Raw genomic sequence first — 18,672 nt, 5'->3', positions numbered from 1 at the left:
CAAGAAACTGCACGATCTGGAAATAAGTTCATTTCAGGAGGCTTCGCTGTGCTTATTTTGGCGAAATGATTCAGAAAAACCCAACTGCATATTGCCATTGATGACTCTACGAGTACGATTGTTACCGCTTATTTCGATACACAGGAGACCTTGCATGGCTACTACCATGGCGCAGTGGCATGTTTTGGAAACACACAGGCCATCGAATGCATCCACGAGAATTTACACGAATTCGTTAATACAATTAAGATAAGCCGATTGCTCACTTAAGTGAAAATAAATGTTTTGAATATCAATGATAAGTAATGCAGCATTTTCCATATTGATCGCTACCTCCTAGTAGATTTTTCTTTATTATAGAGATAGAATCCTTTCCTGTAAATTACCCACTTTTTTGTAAGTATACTCATATAAGACCTTTACACTTCAATATATCAGCCATTCCGTTTTCTTTCATATAATCAATTCCTATAGCCTGCATAATCAAAACCGCATCTAACATTTTCTTTCCCCGTTCAGGCGTTATTGAATATTCTACCCTCAACGGATAACCTTCATATTCTGTACATTTTACAATGCCATACTCTGTTAATTCCTTTAATTGCTCAATTAACATTTTCTGATTAATACCCTGTATTTGACGTTCCAAATTAGCTAATGTTACGTCTCCATTTCGATCCCTATGTTTGGTTTATATAAAATACTCAAATCTAATAGAAGTATCCCATATAATTAAACTTTAAACAATGACCATAAAAGGTACATTGCGCAAAAAAAAGCACCCCCATTACGGCCATGCCGCTATATGAAAGTGTTTTTTTCGTAAAATATATAAATGTTAGCAATAAATCTTCCGTAATAGCAATTAGGAACATATAGGCTCCCTCTTTCTGCACTTCACGTACAAAAGGATAAAAATCCTATCATCCTGTCAAAATTTTACACCATAACCATTATTAAAAGGGCATGTCACCCAAGTATATGCATTGTTTCTGGGATTGCCGTTAATTTGATAGCCAAACTTTATTTCCGCATTATGTACAACCATAATAACGGATGCCATGGTATTAAACGCAGCTTCCCCCCGGGGACATATTGTACTTTCCCTACAGATTGAAAGCACCGATGAACCATAATATTGATCTTGCAGTACATTCTCAACACCAGCCTGGCTAGGATTCTGCTGCAAAATGCTTTCCGCCCGCTGCAGTCTGAGATATGTGCTGTGATTTTCTGGAAAAGTAGTTCCACCGTGGATATACCGAAAATGATTGGTTGACGCAAAATAATTGGCAGTATCGGTATCAGCAAGCTTAACGTTAATTACTTCACCATTATAAGCTTCAATAAAATATCGTTCGCTGGCATCGCTAATTAATAAAATATCTGGATCTTTAAATTCATTCGTATAAAAATCAACCATTGCATCAGCAGCCTCTTTTGCTGTTTTGTAGTTTGAAACAATTTCCCGATACTTTGTAAAAATATCTTCTGATGCCGATTTAGGATTCGTATGATGCCCTCTGTGATTATCCATTCCTGTCAAATATGAATCAGCAGCCACAAAAGATACACCGTAATTATTAAGCCCTGCCCATAATCCATTAGTATTTTCCCTACCAAATTTAACATATTGAATATCATCTTCACCTTGCAAAATTTCAGGTTTTAAAAAATTAGTCGTATCTGTCAAATCACATTGTTTAAAACTAATCATAGAGTTCCCATCATATACTGCACCAATTGTACACATCATCTTGCCTCCTTATTTATAATAATTATTGGCAAACTCCGCCGCTTCACGCATAGTCGCACAGAACCATGCAGCCTCATACTGCGGTGTAGAAGAATACTTGGTTAAAATTTCATCATCCGTCATGTCGCAGATCTGCGTAAAATCATCAGCAATTGCCCGATCTACAAGAGTTTTAATCTCATTTTTCGGAAACTCCAGCTCATCTGTATTATGCAAGATATATAACTGTTCTGGATAAATATTCATAGTTTTAAGCCCATACACACAAAAAAGCGTTTGTACCCCTTGTGCTGTGCAGCGATCCGTGTTACTTAATTCATAATAGCGGTTAGTCGGTTGCAGATAATCTGCTGATGCTGCATCTACATTGACGCCGTATGTGCCCCAGCCACAATTAGGATTTCCTTGCCCGACAGATATACTTAGGGTTGCAATGTATGCACTATTGGCATTGATAATTGACTGAAGATTTTGCATTAAAATGATCACATTTTGCGTAGAAGTTTGCGTTGTACTATCACTCACCGGATTAGCGCCCTGAGCATATAAACAAATTCCCTGTTTTAGGGTTTTGGTCACAAGCTGAAAAAAAGCATCAAAACGCTGCAGTCTGCTCAAATGAGCCATGCATACTGTCTTGTGACCTGTTTCCATACTTTCGCCGATAGCAATAACGATAATGCAAGATGTAGCACTATCTGAATATAAGTATGAATACGGCGTTTGCTTTTCAGCTTCCAAATCATAAATGCAGTAATTGTCTTGTCCTACATACTTAAACCCAGCAGGTAAACGTCCTGTGTAAAATTCCATCATAACACTCCTCTTTTTATAGTCGATTATCATACACGTCTTGCCGTAATAAAATAAAACAACTCCCTGTGTTATCTTTTACTATTTACAATGTTACATTTACACAAATAATCTAATATTCCTGCCAAATTTTTAATATATTCAAAATTTCAAAAAATATGGAATCTCACCAGTAAACATATATGGATTTAACAATGTCACAAAATAAAACGTCCTATCTTCTGCAAGGAAAATAGGCTTGATATCTTTCGATTTATCTAATACTTATGCATATTCTCTGTTCCCGTCAGGGTATTGGATATAAGGGGCCTTCTTTTCATGGTCATATTTTGATATTGGTAACCCTTTAATCGTTTTGATTTCATTTTCAATTCGAACTGCCTCACTAAATCTTTTTGTAAGCTCATCATCTGATACACCACAAGTAGAGTCCAATTCATTTTGTTCATTCTTCATGATCCATACCCCCTTTCTCGCTTATCTTCATTCATATAATATTTTTAAATAATTTGACACACTTACATTGCTCTACATTCTCTTTTTTCACATTTTTTCGCTTCATTTACAAATTCACTTTAACCACATTATATCGCTTGTCCGCTTTGCGAATTTAATCGCACATTCTACCTTCCCATCAACAGATATCACTTTTAATTGATTATCTCTTTCCCCACCAAATACATATAACAATGCATAATCATTAATCACTAGATATTTTTTATCCGGACTAACCACTGATGAATACCACCACCGATTATCACTTCCAAGATTTGTGATTTCTCCAGTTTCTAAATCATACTTATTAATTTGTTTTTTTACATCTCGATAAAGAATGCTCTTCCCAGCTTCATACCAAGCAGGTGAATTTGCTTGGGCTAGTAAAACATTTATATCTCCTGTAGGAGATACCAGAATAATTTTAGAATACCCATCTACTTCATCTGAATTTTGAGTTAAGATGATTGAATCATCTGGAGTGACTAATATTGCGGATGAAAAATTGATATGATCGTCGAATAGTTTTTCTTTCGTCCCTGTTTTTCGGTTATATTTCCATAAAGAAATTATATTCCACTCTGAATTTTTAGAGGCTATCTTGTTCTCATTTTTTTCATAGTTAAGGTACCAAATCGAGTTTAAATCCTCTGATACTACAGGAAAATGAATTTCTTTATCGGAATTCATCAATTCACTTACTTCTCCTTCTCTTACTTTAAGTAAAACAAATTCTCCTGTTTCTTTCTTTTTAGCGACACAAAAAAAATTTTCTTTTTTCATAGATGGATACATATATTTTTCATACCGATCATCACTAAAATAAAGTCTATCCACTGTCCCCTTTGGAAGAATAATTTCATAAAATCCTGATTTTTCCGCTTTAGCTATTGTATCAAAATTAATTGGTACTAATAGAGTCCCCTGAATGTTCATAAATGCACCATTTTCCCAGCTATAGTTACACAATAAATTAATTACAAAAAACAATATTAGCATAATTTGTTTCACATCTTCACCCCTATCTCTAATTACTTAACCAAGATACATTTATTCCCCATGGCTTGATGCCACCATTCTGCAAAAATGTTAATTCATGCTCAACCTTTCCATCAATAGATATTACTTTCAGCCGGTGATCCCGTTCACCACCCAAAAGCTGAATTCGTGCATATTCAACTACCGCCAAATGCTTTTTATCTGGACTAACAGCAGGGGGGTAATCCCACCATCGATCATCGCTTCCCATACTTATAGTTTCTCCACTTTTTAAAATAAACACATTAATTTGATTTCCACTTTTAAAAAGAATACTTTTACCCTTCTCATACCATGATGGAAAATGCGCCTTAGAAAGCAAAACTCTTTTCTCTCCTATATTAGATATCTGGATAATTTCAGAATGCCCATCTAGTTTGCCGGATTGTTGAACAAAAATGATTGACTCATCAGGAGCTACTAATATGCCAGATGAAAAATCAATGCGATCATCAAATAACTTTTCTTTCATTCCATTTATTCGATTATATTTCCACAAGGAAGTTATCCGATCTGTTTTATTATCATTGTCCTCAGATTGAAGATACCAAATCGTATTTAAGTCAGGAGATACAACAGGAAAATAAATTGATTTATTAGAATTCATCATCTCACTAATATGACCATTCTCGACTCTAAGCAAGACATTATCTCCAGTTTCTTTATTCTTAGCAACACATATAAAATCTCCCCCAATGATAAAAGGATATGCATATTTTTCATACCTCTCATCACTAAAGTATGGTTTATCAGATATTTCCGCCAATGTGGATATCTGATAAATACCTGCTTTTTTATTTGTCGTTTTTTCATTATAATTAATTGGCAATAATAGAGTGCCCTCAATATCCATATATGCACCATGCTTCCAATTATAGTAATAGTACATACTACTTAAAACTATTAAAATACTAACAAAAACTGACAAATAGGCAATCCATTTACTAGTCAATAAAAACACCTCTACAACTTTTCTTTTACTAAGTCACCACCATGGCCCTGCACGTCCTGATCTAAAATAGTTGCCGCATCATGTGGAGCAAGTACTAATTTTAATGTACCAACTCGCGTATCTCCTTCAGGCAAAGCTCGTGTCAACATATCCGTAACAAAAGTTGTACAGTTTCTCTGCCACAAAACATATTTTTGATAAGACGCACCTTGATTATAAATTAATAGTACTGTCACACAATGATATCTCTCTGTTTTTAAGATTAAAATTCATCCACTCTACTCCCAAAGTAACTTTTTAACCTATTTATAAAATTTATTGCTATTTCTTCCGCATTACTATTTTGCATACCATATTCCGCCTTCACCTAACCTTATATTTTTTCTTATATATGATTGTTGACCAAAATATTACTTGCTTCATCCAATATTTCCACATGAACATGTGGTACATTTGGTGCATGATTCTGGATTAAAATACTGTTTTGCTGCATGCTGGTACTGCCACGGCTGACATCGCTTACTTTTTGCCGTCTTTCCCCGTAGCTCCATGGAAGGTATTATCAATCCTTTTTATCGAGCCCTGATAAAGATGAAGAAACGAGGTCAATAGATTTTCACATCCATTGACCTCACTTATCAAGCTAAAATAAAATCTATTTTTGATGATACTCCTTGGTATTATCTTTATTTGGAATCATGCCCATTGCTAAAATTATCATTAATGCAACAGGGTTAACGAAAGCTTTAAAAAAATCATTGAAAACCCAAAATAGCATTATAACTATCATAAAAAATCTAGAATATATCATGCAACGACATCGTTGTATGATACTGCTAATTGCTAAAAGCTCATACAAAATTATCAATATTGCCGCAAGATTTCTCATTAAGTCATAGACTAAAATATTATTGACTTCAAATAGCTTTGAAAATACAATAATCAAATATACGATTATATCTATAAGTAAACACATTATCCATCGACAAAAAAATCTTTTTCTTGTAATCTTCTTACCTACATCAATCCATGATATATGCAATTTCATTCCCAAATAAAGGATTACTATTACTGTACCATATACTACCAATTCGTTATTTATATAACTTATAGATAATTCTATCATATATATTCACGCCTTTCGCTGCGTTCAAGGCACAAAACGTTATGAAAATTCGTTTCAAAACGTCGTGGTCATAAGAAAGATATTACCATAACCCCTAAACCGGCGCGCCTTCTTCACTTGGTTTTAAATCTTGGTTGTTGTTTATCTCAATTAGTTTCTTATGCAGCCTCAACCCACGGTATATGCCAAATATTGCAAGTCCATGTAGTCCTAAACCTATGTAATCTTTGACCATAATAAAAAGAATAGCATCCAAAATATAGAAAATCATACCTGTGATAAAAGCCCAGTTATGTCCTCTATGTGCCATTTTACCGAAAAATACGAATATCCCCGATAAAACCAATGTCGCTATAAGCGACATCCCATTATTTTGAAATATTACATTTGTAACCTGCGTTATTCCGAGTCCTATAGCAAAAATCCAACCCGTGTGGGTTTGATAAAACATTTCATTTAAAATGGACATTCCCGCAATCCAATAGAACCAACTGGCTCCATTTTTATACCCATTTTCTATTCGAATCCTTGTTGCTATTGCCTTTTCATCTTCCACATTCTTCCTCCTCATTAATAGAGTCAGCCTTGTGCTCTTTATGATCTCAAATCATCTAATATTTCACCATCATCAGTAATCCAAACTCTGATAGGTTTCCTAAAATATACCCCGCATCCGGTCGGATCATAAATTCCGCCTAAACGCTTCTTCTGTGCAAGGTTCTGCCGAAATTCCTGTTCGTTATCCGTAGTAATAATCCCTAATTCCAACGCTTTTTGAGTTACAATATCAAAGACAGCCGCCCGTGCCATACTTCCGGCAATACTTGCTTTGTGATCAATATCCTCCGTGCCCTCATAATATCCATACCCCTCAGCTTCAATCTCCCAATGTTCATCCGTATAGTTGAAATTTTTAATAACAGCAGGCTGTGATATTATCTTCTTTTCAAAAAATGGATTAAAGGCATTACTGTCAATTTTTTTCTCGCGAAAGACCACGGTCATGTATTTTGATTTTTTCCCATTTATTTCCTGTTCTTCAATTTGTTCCGATACCTCTTCCAACGGAATTGATCTCGTTGATACGGAAAAAGTATCGGCATGCAGTCCTAAATTTGCAGCATAAATCCGCGAAGTATATACACGTGCTAAATCAAACTGCACACGGTGTTCAGCAAAGCCCCGAGCTTCCACTTCTGGAATTGCTTGTTTCGTAAAAGTACGTTCCATCGGAACTGTCACTGCATACACTTGCTGCTTATTGAGAAAAATGTTATTAAATTCTGTTGTCTTCTCTCCAGTCGGATCAGGCAAAGAAAACGCGCTTGCCAACGAAAACACCATGCCTTGAAGTGATATAACCAAAAATAAAACAAGTATGATTCGCTTATTTAAAAATTTCAATTTCAAAAACATTACCCCGTTCCAGTAAATTTTATGGGTTATACAAAATATCACAAACCAATCACATATGATACTATTCTTATCCACCAAAATGAGTCGGCTTTTATCATCTAATCCATTTCATTTATTACCCATCTATGATCTCAGTCAGAAGCGTATTTAACTCTTCAACATTTGGAAATGTAGTTGTCCTGTATCGCAAAATACCATCGCTATCAATTATTATGAAAGCAGGGAAAGCTCGACTATATTGGAGAACGTCGCCTCCAACTAACGTTGGAAAGCTGCTATAATATCGATCAAGTATACTCATCGTAAAATGGCGATCTCCACTGCCGTTTATGGTATAAAAATTAACTTTTTTTCCATTTGCTTCATAGAGACTCTGCATAACAGGCATCATTTTATTAAGAAATTTGTCATTTGTGAAACTCATCCAATAAAATATAACGGTTGGTTTTCCTTTATAATCTAACTTGACAGGAGCTCCTTCCAAGTCACGGAAAACATCTGCAGGTACTTTTTCACCAAGATTGACCAGCTTCGGTACTTCCTTTTTAACTTCTTTCGGTGCTGCATATAATAATCTAGGGGTTTGATCCCCTTTACCCGAAATTAGATTTTCTATAAAACTATCCATAGAATTTGCATCGACCCAAAAGATATTATTGTAGCGAACAATACCTTTCTTATCAATTATAAGCATTGTTGGTACACCGATATTATACTTAGTTGAGAATTCTTTTTTCCGTTCAAAATAAACCGGTATGTCGAAGTCGTGCTTCATTAAAGATACTTTTACATATTCGGCCTCGTCCCTTACAACAAAGAGCAATTTTATATCCTTTCGCTTTGCATATAAATTTACTAGCTGTTGTATCTTATTACTATCACCATTTAGCCTATATAGCGAAATTAGGATTGTCGGAGAATTTTTAAATGAAATATGCTTTAGATTACCATTCAAATCAAATAATGTTAAATCTGGTGCAGTATCCCCTGCATGTACACCAACAGTCTCCCCTGTAGTTGGAATTAGATCACCCTCCTTTAGTTCTGCACAAACAGCATTATTACTACTACAAACAGTAAAAACGAAAACAATTACTAATAATAGATACTTAACTTTCACTAGACCATCCCTTTCTATATGTGAGTCAATAATTTTTTTACAAAAGCACAATAAGAATCCTGTTTTTTCATCATTATCAATAATACGCTTCTGTATCATGTTCTAATCTGCCGCTCAAAAAATAAATTTCCATAAGCTTTCAAAAAAAAAAGTTTAATATGCTCATTTTTCAAACTGCTTATTATACGTGGTTAAGTCTTGCGCCAAAGGAAAGTAGTTCATAAAATTATCAATAACAATATTGTTTCTGCTTATTGCTAAGACAAGTGAACTATCCCAAGGTACAATTTCAATATCCGCTAAAGGATGTTGTATATTTAATGTTGATCCCCAAAATCCAGTAAAACCATCTGCGTACGGTAGTTTATACTTTAAAACTTCTTCTAGTGTAATGTTTTTCATAAAACCTGATAAAACACCCCATATCCATTGAAAGTCTTCCCGATCAATCATGTGCGTCAGTTCTTCTCCTGTGATCCAAGCATATTCTTGCGACAGAAGTTCCGTATATTTAGCATTTTGAGGATAACATATACAATCTGTTATTAACCAGTTATATTTCAGTTGTTCGTCTTTAATCGCAGCAAATACTTTACTCATGTAGGTATAATATTCTTCACCCCTTCTTAAAATCGCACCTTTCAAATCCGGTCCTCCTTAAACTTAGGCTGACTGTAATGTTATGTAGTACAAAATGCTCATAAAAAAAACGACTCTGGTTCATTTATAAAATCTTAAAAAATTCTATAAATAGTAACCAGAGTCATTTTGCTAACCTTATTATTCATCAATTACATGTAAGATAATCCACTAAATATAAGGATATTAACTAAATCTTCCATGATTTATATTGTTAAATAACAGATCCATCTGTTACTACATCGTAAATTAATAACTTGCTTTGCAATTCCATATCTCATTATTTTTATCGATGATTAGGTTTGTTTACTTAAGTCCTAATTTTTTAAATTTAAAATATTGATCAAATCAAATAGTTGTCTATATCTTGTTGGCTTGTGGGAACAACTACATAATACTAATTTTAAACCCGTCGAATTCGACGGGTTTAAAAAAAGAAGCTGGTTTAAATGCTTTTACTCTATCTCCACAAAAATGATCAACTCTACCAATGCAATCGGCATGATTTCAAATTAGCCGCTCATTCATTTATCCAATTAATCGAATATAATCTCGCTGTGCTTCCATTACCCTTTCCATAATAAATTGCATGAACACGTTCGGACTTTTATGCCCCTTTTCCAAAGCAGAAATATATTCACTCCGGCAAATTGGAGGAATAACCACGATAGGATATCCATCCTGTAAAAGAGCCATATTCATTAGCAATCTCGCCACTCTGCCATTCCCATCGACAAACGGATGAATATAAACAAATTTCTGATGCAGTTCTGCGGCAAACACAACTGGATGTATAATCCGTCTCCGTTCATTTAACTCAACTAACATTTCTTCCATAAGTGGTTCAATTTCATCATGCGGTGCAACACTGTATTCAGATCCACTAATAAATACACGTTGTTGCCTATACACCCCTGCATTATTTTCATCAATTCCTTGATAAAACAATTTATGCAGTTGCTTTATATTCTCTTCCGATATATTTTTTTCTTTTGTTAAACTATACATAAAATCATAGGCTTTTTTATGCCCTACAGCTTCTAGAATATCTTTTAATGGTTTTCCTCCAACAGTAAGACCATCTTCCAAAACAACTTTTGTTTCCGATATAGTAAGAGAGTTCCCTTCCAATGCATTACTGCTATAAGTCAGACCGATTGCAAAGTAATCTTTTAACTCTTTTTTTTCAGTTTCATTTAATGGTCGTTTACTATTGATTATTTTTTGCAAATCATCTATTTTTCGTAATAATTCATTCATCCAATCACCTCTTCTTCGTTAACCTCCATTATACCATAACATGCTTATAGCCATAGAAATTTAGCCAGCTATGATTTTATACCTCAACATTGCAACTGACTTTTTACAAAATTCATACGCATTATTTGGGGATCAAATTTATATTCTCTAACTAAATATGGTTCGTCCATGAATAGAAACTCATCCGACTCCACAACAATAGTTGTCGTTCCATTTGTTCCAAAATTTTCAATTTTTGCGGCAGTAAGATTAATTTGACTACCTTTGTCCGGAGTTTTTATGAAAAAATATGTTGGAATAAGCAATTTGTTTTTTGCTTATCCCAACATTTATTATAAAACCTTTATTTTACATTTTCTACTTTTCAATCAATATTTGGGAACGTATTAATTCTCCTATTTCTTCTAACAAATTTTTAAATAAAACACCTGTACAAAAAGCATTAGCATCAAAAAGCATAGCATTGTTATCATCTAAATTTAAAACTTGATTAGCTCCAGCATTAGAAATAATCAAATACAAGTTTTTTCCATTTAAATTTGCCTCAACATTGCCTTTTTCAAAAATTTGATAATTTTTTTCATTAAAATTACTTATATCAAACTGTGGTGTTCCTTCTTGCTTCTTTTGCTGATTGATAAACACATCAAACTTTTCTATCTTTTCATCTTGGAAAAAAAACTTCATATAGCTGATTGAACCATCATAAGGATTTATTGCTATATCAAAGGGAGGTTTTTTTCCATTTTCTAATAGCCAATGAAAAGGAATACACTTTTGAGGAAGAATTTCTAGTTTGATTAATAATAGATTTTTCCCCATCGACTCAAACTTCCTATAAACTTTTTTATCATTAAAAACACGAGATACTCCTACAAGTTTTAAGCCCATATAATTGTCCTCCTATTTCATTAGACTGAGTTACAATAATGCTTCATCTGTTTTAATAAACCCATCTGTCCAATGATCTTTATCTATTTCATATTTACTAATATAAAAGCAACTTATAGGATAATCTTTAAAACCTGAAAGCATTTTATAACGAACTATTGTTTTTTCTGCACTTTCTCTGGACGAATAAACTCCTATCATTTTTATCTCATCAAATTGTCCATCTTCCCCCACTTCATAACTATGTTGAAGAATATATACTGTGCCCATAGCAAACTCTCCCTTCACGTATTAAAATCTCTATCTCCCCATTTTCTACTTTTATTATATTCAGACCCTAGTCCTTTATCATAATTTTCCTCACCATATTTTGCGTCCATTAAACGTTTTGCAAAATCTTTGCCGCTTTCTCCCTTATCCGGCTGATTCCCTTTTGCCCATGATGGAACATCATTGATAAATGGACAATGCCCATTCGAAATTGGGGAATGATACTTGATAACCTGATGATTTATTGGGTGATCGCGCCAAAAGTTCTTTGTAAAACTTAAATTAATTTCATCCTAATATTTGGACTTTACACAAAAATGTACGCACTCTCACAAGAAAGGTCAGCGGATTTTTTACGTCTTCTGACCTCTTTGTCTTTTATGTTGTTTTCTTTTCACTCATATCAATACTGATTTGTGGTTCATAAGTTGATAGTACTTCTACAACATCATCACATGTGAGAAATACATAATGCTCTATATTATAATCAGCGTACATATTATAAGTTTCTTGATTAAACCATTCAATATAAGTCGAATTAATAACTTTAAAAAATGATCATTCAGCATAAAACTCTTTTCCATATTTTTCAGTTAAAAATTTTAACATTTTTAATCTTCGTCCTTCATCTGTGTTTCGATATGAAAGCACAAAATTTTCGAAACAAATTTTAATCGTAATCTTCTCATCTTTACTTTGACAAAAAAGCTGCAATCCTTTTTTGTCATCAATTACCTTTTCCATATACATTTTTAAAGAAAGCTCTTTAGATGGAATCCACCTTTTCCATTCTTCTATCAATTCAATCAGTCCCCCATTAATCATCGTATCGAACCTTCGTACGTGTACCATTTTTATTCATAATTTTCAATGTCGGTCTACCATCTGAGCTATCAACTCTTATGTATCGCATCGACTGCGGGACTGCTCATAGATACTTCTATTGCATCTATTATATTCACAAAGAACATTTTTTCATCATTTTTAGTGGTTGTGGACAAAGCTTCATTTTATTTTGCATATTGCTCTTAATAACTCGCATCATTATAAGTCATAGAAATCGACCATGTATCTTTGTTATTAAGCATTAAATCAAATACCAAATCCCCTTTTTCATAAATACATTCTATATGTCCCTGTGGTAAATTACGTTTTTTTCTTCCACCCACCATTCTCAAGTAATCGATCATAATAACTTTGAACCTCATTAACAGACAGTGGGTATTTATAACAACTAAAAATCCATCTATTAACAAACTTTCTTTCCACTTTATAAAATATCACTTCAGCTCCTTGAGGTTGCTGGATAGCTTGATATTCTTCTATAATTCTAACTTCACTGTTTCTCCCATCTTCATTATTCCATGCCAAGTATCCGATTGCAGCTATAAAAAAACACACAATTAAAATTTTGTACCACATCATCATCTCCCCCCTTCATCTTCATCACCTGTAATCGTGATTGTCCCACTTTTTTCGTACTATCAGTGTCACCTGACACTAGAACACCAGTATTTTGATGTAAGTTTCCATTAAAACGTACTCTTGTACTACTTTTCTTTTCTTAGCTAACAAAAATGGCTAACATTTCTGCTAGCCATTTTAACTACTTTTTAGCCAAAGCAAACGAATACTACACGTTGTCTATTGGATATTTCATCTTATTCTTGAATAACTTTAGTCCTTTTATGGATATTCATTTGAGTCTTTTAACGCTTCAATTCTTTCATAATATTTATGTTTCTTGATATATCGTAATTGTTAAACCATTCTCACCCATAATGTTTTCACCAATTTCAACAATAATCTTTTTATCTGGAAATAATTCATTTAACCTTCTTTTCCAAAAATATACTAGTACATCACCAAACTGCTTTATGATTCTCTCATTTTCTATAGAATCTGTGTAAGCAGCCACAAAAAAGTCTCCTAATGACCATGAATTGACCCATTGTTCAATATTTTTCCTATTATTATCAAATTGCTTTTTTAATCCCGCTATATTATTATGATAGAATTCTGATATGAAAATATATCCTTCAATTTCAATTATTTCAGGACATAATACACTTGATACTGCTATAAAATCATCAATACTACACGTATTGGCTACATGGTTCATTAATGATATCCCATTTTGCTTTTTAAATTCATTAAATATGGCTTTATCTACAATGCTCGTGTAAGTCAAAAATCATTCCCCCTTTGCTCATTATTTTAACAACTCCAGAATTTCACTTGGAACAACTCCATCTAATTTTCTTGGATTAAAAAACTCTTCTCCTTGTGGATTTATATTAATATCGAAAATTTTTACTCTTTCACTATTGATATCATATATCAATTTACCTTCGTTATCGTAAACAATAATATTTCCTGCTTTTGTCTTAAAATAGCTGTTTGGATCACTTGTAAGCGGTCTATTAGTACCACTTCTTCCTGCATCAATAATCCCATTACTCTTTAAATTTCCAAATATCGAGGTATCCATGTCTGAAGTTAAATTTGCAGATCTTGAGAAAGCTCCGCTTGGCCCTTCAGTGTCAAAGGTTTTCTTTAACCCATTAACTGAGCCCACATCATCAGCAGCTCCTATTAATCCAATTTTTTGGTTTTCCCTTTCTGTGTAAAACTCTTTTTTATATTCTTCTGCATAATTAGTATTGGATAGATATATACCTTTTTGGCTTAATTCATATTCAACTCTTGGTCGTAGAAACTCTGCAAAAGATTCCTGCATTACATCTTCTAGATCTATCTTGTTTTGGATGGTATTTAAATTATTAGTGAGGCTATCGTTTTCATTGTAACTAAACTTAATTCCTAGTGTATCTGCAGCGCTTTCTATCAACAACATAGTCGGTTCATCGGTAGCTTTTAGATCAGGATCTGTTTGACTATTTATATTTATCCAATTTTGAATCACGTCTTTAATATTTGCTTTTACTTCTTCATTTGTTTTTTCATCACCAAAAATTGCCAAAGTTAAGTCAGCAGCAAACTGAATCTGTTGATCATGATCAAGGTCATTATTCTTCGTTTCACTACTTGTTATACTACCGCCAGTCAAAGCATCTCCACCGAGTAATTTAGATGCTGCTGATCCAATTATAAAACTTGCCCATTGGTGTGCTGCTGGATCTGTAATTTTGGACAATTCTCCTTGAAATGCTTGATTTAATCCAGAACTCACTGCACCAGAACCAAAACTACCGCCTCCAAGGCTAGACATCATACCGCCTACTACTGAATCAAGTAATATTTTGTTTTCCCCACCTGCTTTCCATAAAGAAATCTGGTGTAGAGCTTCCTGATATACTACAGGATCTTTATCTTTATTATTAGCAGCATTCGCAACCGCTTTTTTCAATTGTGCATCTGCTAAATCACCAATGGCTTTAAAGGCTTCTTCGCCAAATACTTTTGTTAATTCCTGCTGTTCTTGAACAGTCTTTTTATCAAATATCTTACCTAATGTATTTAGTGAATTAGTTGTATCACGACTAAGGTTGTCAGGATTAACTTTTACTCCACCAACAATAATTGTTCCTGGTGAAATAGCAGAGTGAGTTGTGCTATTTGCATCTCCCGAAACCGTTACACCAATATTTGGCGTTAAGCCTTGATCTTTTTTCTTTGTATCTCCACCATTGCTGTAACTTACCCCTGTACTACTTGCACTATAGTCCGCTTTATTCTTAATATCCGAATAGCTCAACGTATCCGTACTGATCTTATTCTTATCTGGCGTAGCATCGCTGGAAATGACCGCACCTTTTAAGTCGGTATTTTTCCCTACTTCGATGTTAAAGCCGCCTTGTCCTGCATGGATTTCTGCCTGCGTGGTTACGGATTCATAGTTCGAATCGATTTTTCCTTTGCTGGCATTACCTTGCAGGCCGATTCCTGCGGTTCCTATTTTCCCGCCGCTGCTGCTGCTTTTTTCATTGTAGTCGTGTCTTCCAATCTAGTTTGGTTTTGATCACGAGCCTACACCTAAAAAGAAAAGATGACAACGGTTTTTCTCCGCTGACATCTTGACATTATAGAAAGGTTGGAAATATCCAATTTTAAAACAAGTTACTTTATAAATTTTTTATAAAATCTTTCTTCTACATATATTTCTGCGAAACTTTTAATAATATCATTTGAGTAATCTCCGCCTTTTGCGTATGAGATATTCATAATATCAATCGTTATTCCCCTTAAAACTTGATCATTGACATTCATAGTTTTTTGATAATTCATCTTTTACAATTTTTAAACAACGTTCAATATCTTTTTCATCAGCATATAACATTATTAATATCTCCACCAATCTTAGGGAGCCGCTTCCTTGCGGCAATGCGGAAGCACTTCACACAGATATTTCAAATAGTTGTATTCGTTTATTTTATTACTCAACAACTCTAACGGCAATAGAGTTGTTCTTATAATCGTCTAAATTCTCTAATGCGATCCAGCTACCTTCCTCATCTCTTAACTTATGAAATCGAATAGTTGTGAACTTACCATCGAACCCTATGATAATATGGAACTTATAACTTGGAAAGTCTCTTTTTAATTTGCATTCCCAAATTTCAGATAGCTTAATAGCCAATGCAAGATTCTCAATAGGTTTTTCAATACACCAATCAAAGTAATCCTCAATTCGAAATTCGTTGTAACTCGCTTCAAATCCAGTTCTATCATAGTAAATTGATAATATTTTATTTTCATCTAGCTCTTCAAAATCACCCTTATTTTTTTTTAACAGCACAAACCCTTTTACCTCTAAAAACTCTGGCCATATCCGCATCATTTTATCTAAAAAATCTTGATGATATATTTCTATGCTGGTCAAATTTTTTACCATATTTTTATTATACTGAAGCATTATACCCTCCTGAAAATCATTTATTAAAATATTTTTCCTCTCCTAATACTTGAAGCCCTTTATTTATTGCTTTTTGAACATCCTGATTCTCTAGTATCTTTTGCACCTTATTCGGTGCTAAATTACCTGCTTCGTCATATAGTTTTCCAGAAACCACGTCAAACCTATATTTGATATTATTTGAATCATGATAATGAATATCACCTGGTCTTTTCCCTGGATTTGGATTTTCAACATCAACTCGTTCTGTTTTTCCATTCTGCCATTTTGTATCACTATCAACTCTAGTACCATTTTCCCCAAGCATTTCACCATATTTATTTACTCCGGTTTTGGCATTATTCGACCCCTCATCCGCCTCATTATTTCCAGAATTAGAGTTATTTGTACTAGCATTTATTATAGTCGAACCAAGATAACCCGATTTCCAAGCATCTACAGCAACCGTTTGTGCAAGTGTTCCATTGTATCCTACTGCAAATTCTGGTGCACTTGAAACAGGTGTTTTCAATCCTTCTAAAATAAGAACCCACGGCATCGCACGAGTTCCTTCGCTATATCCATATTTAAAAGCATTGCTCTTATCAGAGTAATCACTTCCTGGAAGATTGGGAAGCCCCAGAAGTCCTCTGCCTAAACCTGCTGCATAATCCCAGCTATTCCTTACAGTCCCCTGAGTTCCACTCCCCTTATTCTGTTCTTCCCAGGTAATATCTGCTGACGTATTCAAAGAGCTTCCATCTGGAGCTATTGTATAATGACCTCCGTCTGACCCCAGATAAACTTTATAGCCTAGTTTTGCATAATAATCACCCACATAGCCTAAACTATATACTTGATAATCACCATCTGCTGTTGATATATACCACGTATTCGTTTCTTTATTAACTTTTGGTTCTATTCCCTTGCTATATAAATAATCTCCTCTGTTAGGTGAATTTTCATATATCGTTCCATCACTACCTACTAATTGACCTGCAGAATTCCATGTTCCTCCTTGATCTAATACCTGATCTACCGTCGGAGGTGGCACTTCGTTTTTAATGGTATCGTCTGACGTTGAAACAGCTCGTTTTATGTCTTCTTTAATTTCTTGTGCATTTTCTATCTGCTTTTCAGGAATGTTATCCCCATATGTTTCTTCCGATACAGAGGAAGTATATCCTTCTGTATTCATCTTCATATAGTCATTATTTGCCTGACTGTTTGCTTCTCTTTTTTCTTTTATTACTTCTTCGGTTTCATCGAGTAGGTTTCCTAGAGTATCCCACCCGATATCATGCAGTATATTATTATTTTTTGTCCCAGAAAGGGCAACCGATGCACCTGACTTACTATTTCCTCCTGTCAGTTTAGCTACACCAGCACCTATGATTATACTAGTAAATTCTTTTAATTCTGGTGATAATTTTTGTATTAATTCCGAATTATAACTTGCTTCATTCGTCCCAGCAGAAAATGCCTCGGATGCTGCATTCCCACCAGATATTTGACCTATTAACCCACCAACTACCGCATGCAATGCAATTTTGCTTGCACCACCATCTTGCCAATTTGATGCAATGTTTTTTGCTTCTTCATATAGCTGTGTCGCTTTTTTCAGGTCACCTTTTTTTGCTGCTTCTTCTGCTGCTTTTAGCTTACTTATAGCTTCATTTTGTTTTTTTAGGGCAAGATCGCCAATGGCTTTATAGGCTTCTTGGGCGAATAAATTGGTCAATTCTTGTTTTTCTTGGACTGTTTTCTTGTCAAAGATTTTTTCTAATGCATTCAGCGCACCACTAGGATCACGATTTAACTTGCTCAAATCTTGCTTCTGATTACCAGTAACCGTGATTGTCCCATTCGATATAGCTGATTTCGTCGTACTATCAGCGTCACCTGACACTGGAATACCAGCGTTTTGATGTAACTTTCCATCAAAGCTTACCCCTGTACTACTTGCACTATAGTCCGCTTTATTCTTAATATCCGAATAGCTCAACGTATCCGTACTGATCTTATTCTTATCTGGCGTTGC

22 protein-coding genes and 2 pseudogenes are annotated in these 18,672 nt (G+C 34.2%); 1 reads left to right on the top strand and 23 read right to left on the bottom strand.

All coding sequences use genetic code 11. The features are described from left to right. Positions 1-406: 406 nt before the first annotated feature. The 20 genes and pseudogenes from BMY14_RS10000 to BMY14_RS09905 all read right to left on the bottom strand — a co-directional run. Positions 407-658 (bottom strand): annotated as a pseudogene (locus tag BMY14_RS10000) (winged helix-turn-helix transcriptional regulator); the annotation flags it as partial. 273 nt (positions 659-931) lie between these two features. Beyond that, complete coding sequence (locus BMY14_RS09995; RefSeq protein WP_143063159.1) at positions 932-1,756, bottom strand: carcinine hydrolase/isopenicillin-N N-acyltransferase family protein; 825 nt, start codon at positions 1,754-1,756, stop codon at positions 932-934. A gap of 9 nt (positions 1,757-1,765) precedes the next feature. Then, the gene (locus BMY14_RS09990) at positions 1,766-2,572 is read right to left on the bottom strand and encodes a hypothetical protein (RefSeq protein ID WP_177177545.1); all 807 of its coding nucleotides are present in this window, start codon (positions 2,570-2,572) and stop codon (positions 1,766-1,768) included. A gap of 261 nt (positions 2,573-2,833) precedes the next feature. Next, positions 2,834-3,025 (bottom strand): hypothetical protein, encoded by a 192-nt coding sequence (locus BMY14_RS09985; RefSeq protein ID WP_091831361.1) that lies wholly within the window; start codon positions 3,023-3,025, stop codon positions 2,834-2,836. Between the two features lie 114 nt (positions 3,026-3,139). Then, on the bottom strand, positions 3,140-4,075 hold the full coding sequence (locus BMY14_RS09980; protein WP_091831359.1) for a hypothetical protein: 936 nt from the start codon (positions 4,073-4,075) through the stop codon (positions 3,140-3,142). A gap of 16 nt (positions 4,076-4,091) precedes the next feature. Then, positions 4,092-4,955 (bottom strand): TolB-like translocation protein, encoded by an 864-nt coding sequence (locus BMY14_RS09975; protein WP_218144895.1) that lies wholly within the window; start codon positions 4,953-4,955, stop codon positions 4,092-4,094. Between the two features lie 110 nt (positions 4,956-5,065). After that, positions 5,066-5,290: a hypothetical protein gene (locus tag BMY14_RS09970; protein ID WP_091831355.1), complete on the bottom strand. Its 225-nt coding sequence runs from the start codon at positions 5,288-5,290 to the stop codon at positions 5,066-5,068. Positions 5,291-5,709: 419 nt separating this feature from the next. Beyond that, positions 5,710-6,180 carry a hypothetical protein gene (locus BMY14_RS09965; RefSeq protein WP_091831353.1) on the bottom strand — a complete coding sequence of 157 codons (471 nt, stop codon included), beginning with the start codon at positions 6,178-6,180 and terminating at the stop codon, positions 5,710-5,712. Between the two features lie 94 nt (positions 6,181-6,274). Next, complete coding sequence (locus BMY14_RS09960; RefSeq protein WP_091831351.1) at positions 6,275-6,736, bottom strand: hypothetical protein; 462 nt, start codon at positions 6,734-6,736, stop codon at positions 6,275-6,277. Positions 6,737-6,774: 38 nt separating this feature from the next. Beyond that, entirely contained in the window at positions 6,775-7,590 is an 816-nt protein-coding gene (locus tag BMY14_RS09955) for a hypothetical protein (protein ID WP_091831349.1), read from the bottom strand. Between the two features lie 121 nt (positions 7,591-7,711). Beyond that, positions 7,712-8,815, bottom strand: a complete 1,104-nt coding sequence (locus tag BMY14_RS09950; RefSeq protein ID WP_091831347.1) for a TlpA family protein disulfide reductase — start codon at positions 8,813-8,815, stop codon at positions 7,712-7,714. Between the two features lie 63 nt (positions 8,816-8,878). Continuing rightward, entirely contained in the window at positions 8,879-9,361 is a 483-nt protein-coding gene (locus BMY14_RS09945; RefSeq protein ID WP_091831345.1) for a hypothetical protein, read from the bottom strand. Positions 9,362-9,883: 522 nt separating this feature from the next. Beyond that, a complete protein-coding gene (locus BMY14_RS09940) occupies positions 9,884-10,615 on the bottom strand; it encodes a Fic family protein (protein WP_091831343.1) in 732 nt (243 codons plus the stop codon). A gap of 83 nt (positions 10,616-10,698) precedes the next feature. Continuing rightward, positions 10,699-10,920 (bottom strand): hypothetical protein, encoded by a 222-nt coding sequence (locus BMY14_RS20530; RefSeq protein ID WP_091831341.1) that lies wholly within the window; start codon positions 10,918-10,920, stop codon positions 10,699-10,701. 52 nt (positions 10,921-10,972) lie between these two features. Further along, on the bottom strand, positions 10,973-11,506 hold the full coding sequence (locus BMY14_RS09930) for a hypothetical protein (RefSeq protein WP_091831339.1): 534 nt from the start codon (positions 11,504-11,506) through the stop codon (positions 10,973-10,975). 30 nt (positions 11,507-11,536) lie between these two features. Beyond that, positions 11,537-11,776 (bottom strand): DUF7336 domain-containing protein, encoded by a 240-nt coding sequence (locus BMY14_RS09925; RefSeq protein WP_091831337.1) that lies wholly within the window; start codon positions 11,774-11,776, stop codon positions 11,537-11,539. A gap of 558 nt (positions 11,777-12,334) precedes the next feature. Then, positions 12,335-12,577 carry a hypothetical protein gene (locus BMY14_RS09920; protein ID WP_143063157.1) on the bottom strand — a complete coding sequence of 81 codons (243 nt, stop codon included), beginning with the start codon at positions 12,575-12,577 and terminating at the stop codon, positions 12,335-12,337. Between the two features lie 345 nt (positions 12,578-12,922). Next, positions 12,923-13,201 carry a hypothetical protein gene (locus BMY14_RS09915; RefSeq protein ID WP_091831333.1) on the bottom strand — a complete coding sequence of 93 codons (279 nt, stop codon included), beginning with the start codon at positions 13,199-13,201 and terminating at the stop codon, positions 12,923-12,925. Positions 13,202-13,511: 310 nt separating this feature from the next. Beyond that, positions 13,512-13,967, bottom strand: a complete 456-nt coding sequence (locus tag BMY14_RS09910; protein WP_091831331.1) for a hypothetical protein — start codon at positions 13,965-13,967, stop codon at positions 13,512-13,514. Between the two features lie 21 nt (positions 13,968-13,988). Further along, positions 13,989-15,494 carry a hypothetical protein gene (locus tag BMY14_RS09905; protein WP_091831329.1) on the bottom strand — a complete coding sequence of 502 codons (1,506 nt, stop codon included), beginning with the start codon at positions 15,492-15,494 and terminating at the stop codon, positions 13,989-13,991. A gap of 108 nt (positions 15,495-15,602) precedes the next feature. Between BMY14_RS09905 and BMY14_RS20525 the strand changes: the two genes are divergently transcribed. Then, a complete protein-coding gene (locus BMY14_RS20525) occupies positions 15,603-15,758 on the top strand; it encodes a hypothetical protein (RefSeq protein WP_177177543.1) in 156 nt (51 codons plus the stop codon). A gap of 98 nt (positions 15,759-15,856) precedes the next feature. On the opposite strand, the gene BMY14_RS20520 is transcribed toward BMY14_RS20525, so the two are convergent. The 3 genes and pseudogenes from BMY14_RS20520 to BMY14_RS20515 all read right to left on the bottom strand — a co-directional run. Next, the gene (locus BMY14_RS20520) at positions 15,857-16,024 is read right to left on the bottom strand and encodes a hypothetical protein (RefSeq protein ID WP_177177542.1); all 168 of its coding nucleotides are present in this window, start codon (positions 16,022-16,024) and stop codon (positions 15,857-15,859) included. 148 nt (positions 16,025-16,172) lie between these two features. After that, positions 16,173-16,652: a hypothetical protein gene (locus BMY14_RS09900; protein WP_091831327.1), complete on the bottom strand. Its 480-nt coding sequence runs from the start codon at positions 16,650-16,652 to the stop codon at positions 16,173-16,175. A gap of 16 nt (positions 16,653-16,668) precedes the next feature. Next, a pseudogene (locus BMY14_RS20515) lies at positions 16,669-18,672 on the bottom strand (hypothetical protein); the annotation flags it as partial.

Source organism: Propionispira arboris (assembly GCF_900109225.1).
Classification (GTDB): Bacteria; Bacillota; Negativicutes; order Selenomonadales; family Selenomonadaceae; genus Propionispira; species Propionispira arboris.
This window is presented reverse-complemented; position numbering and strand designations above follow the sequence as displayed.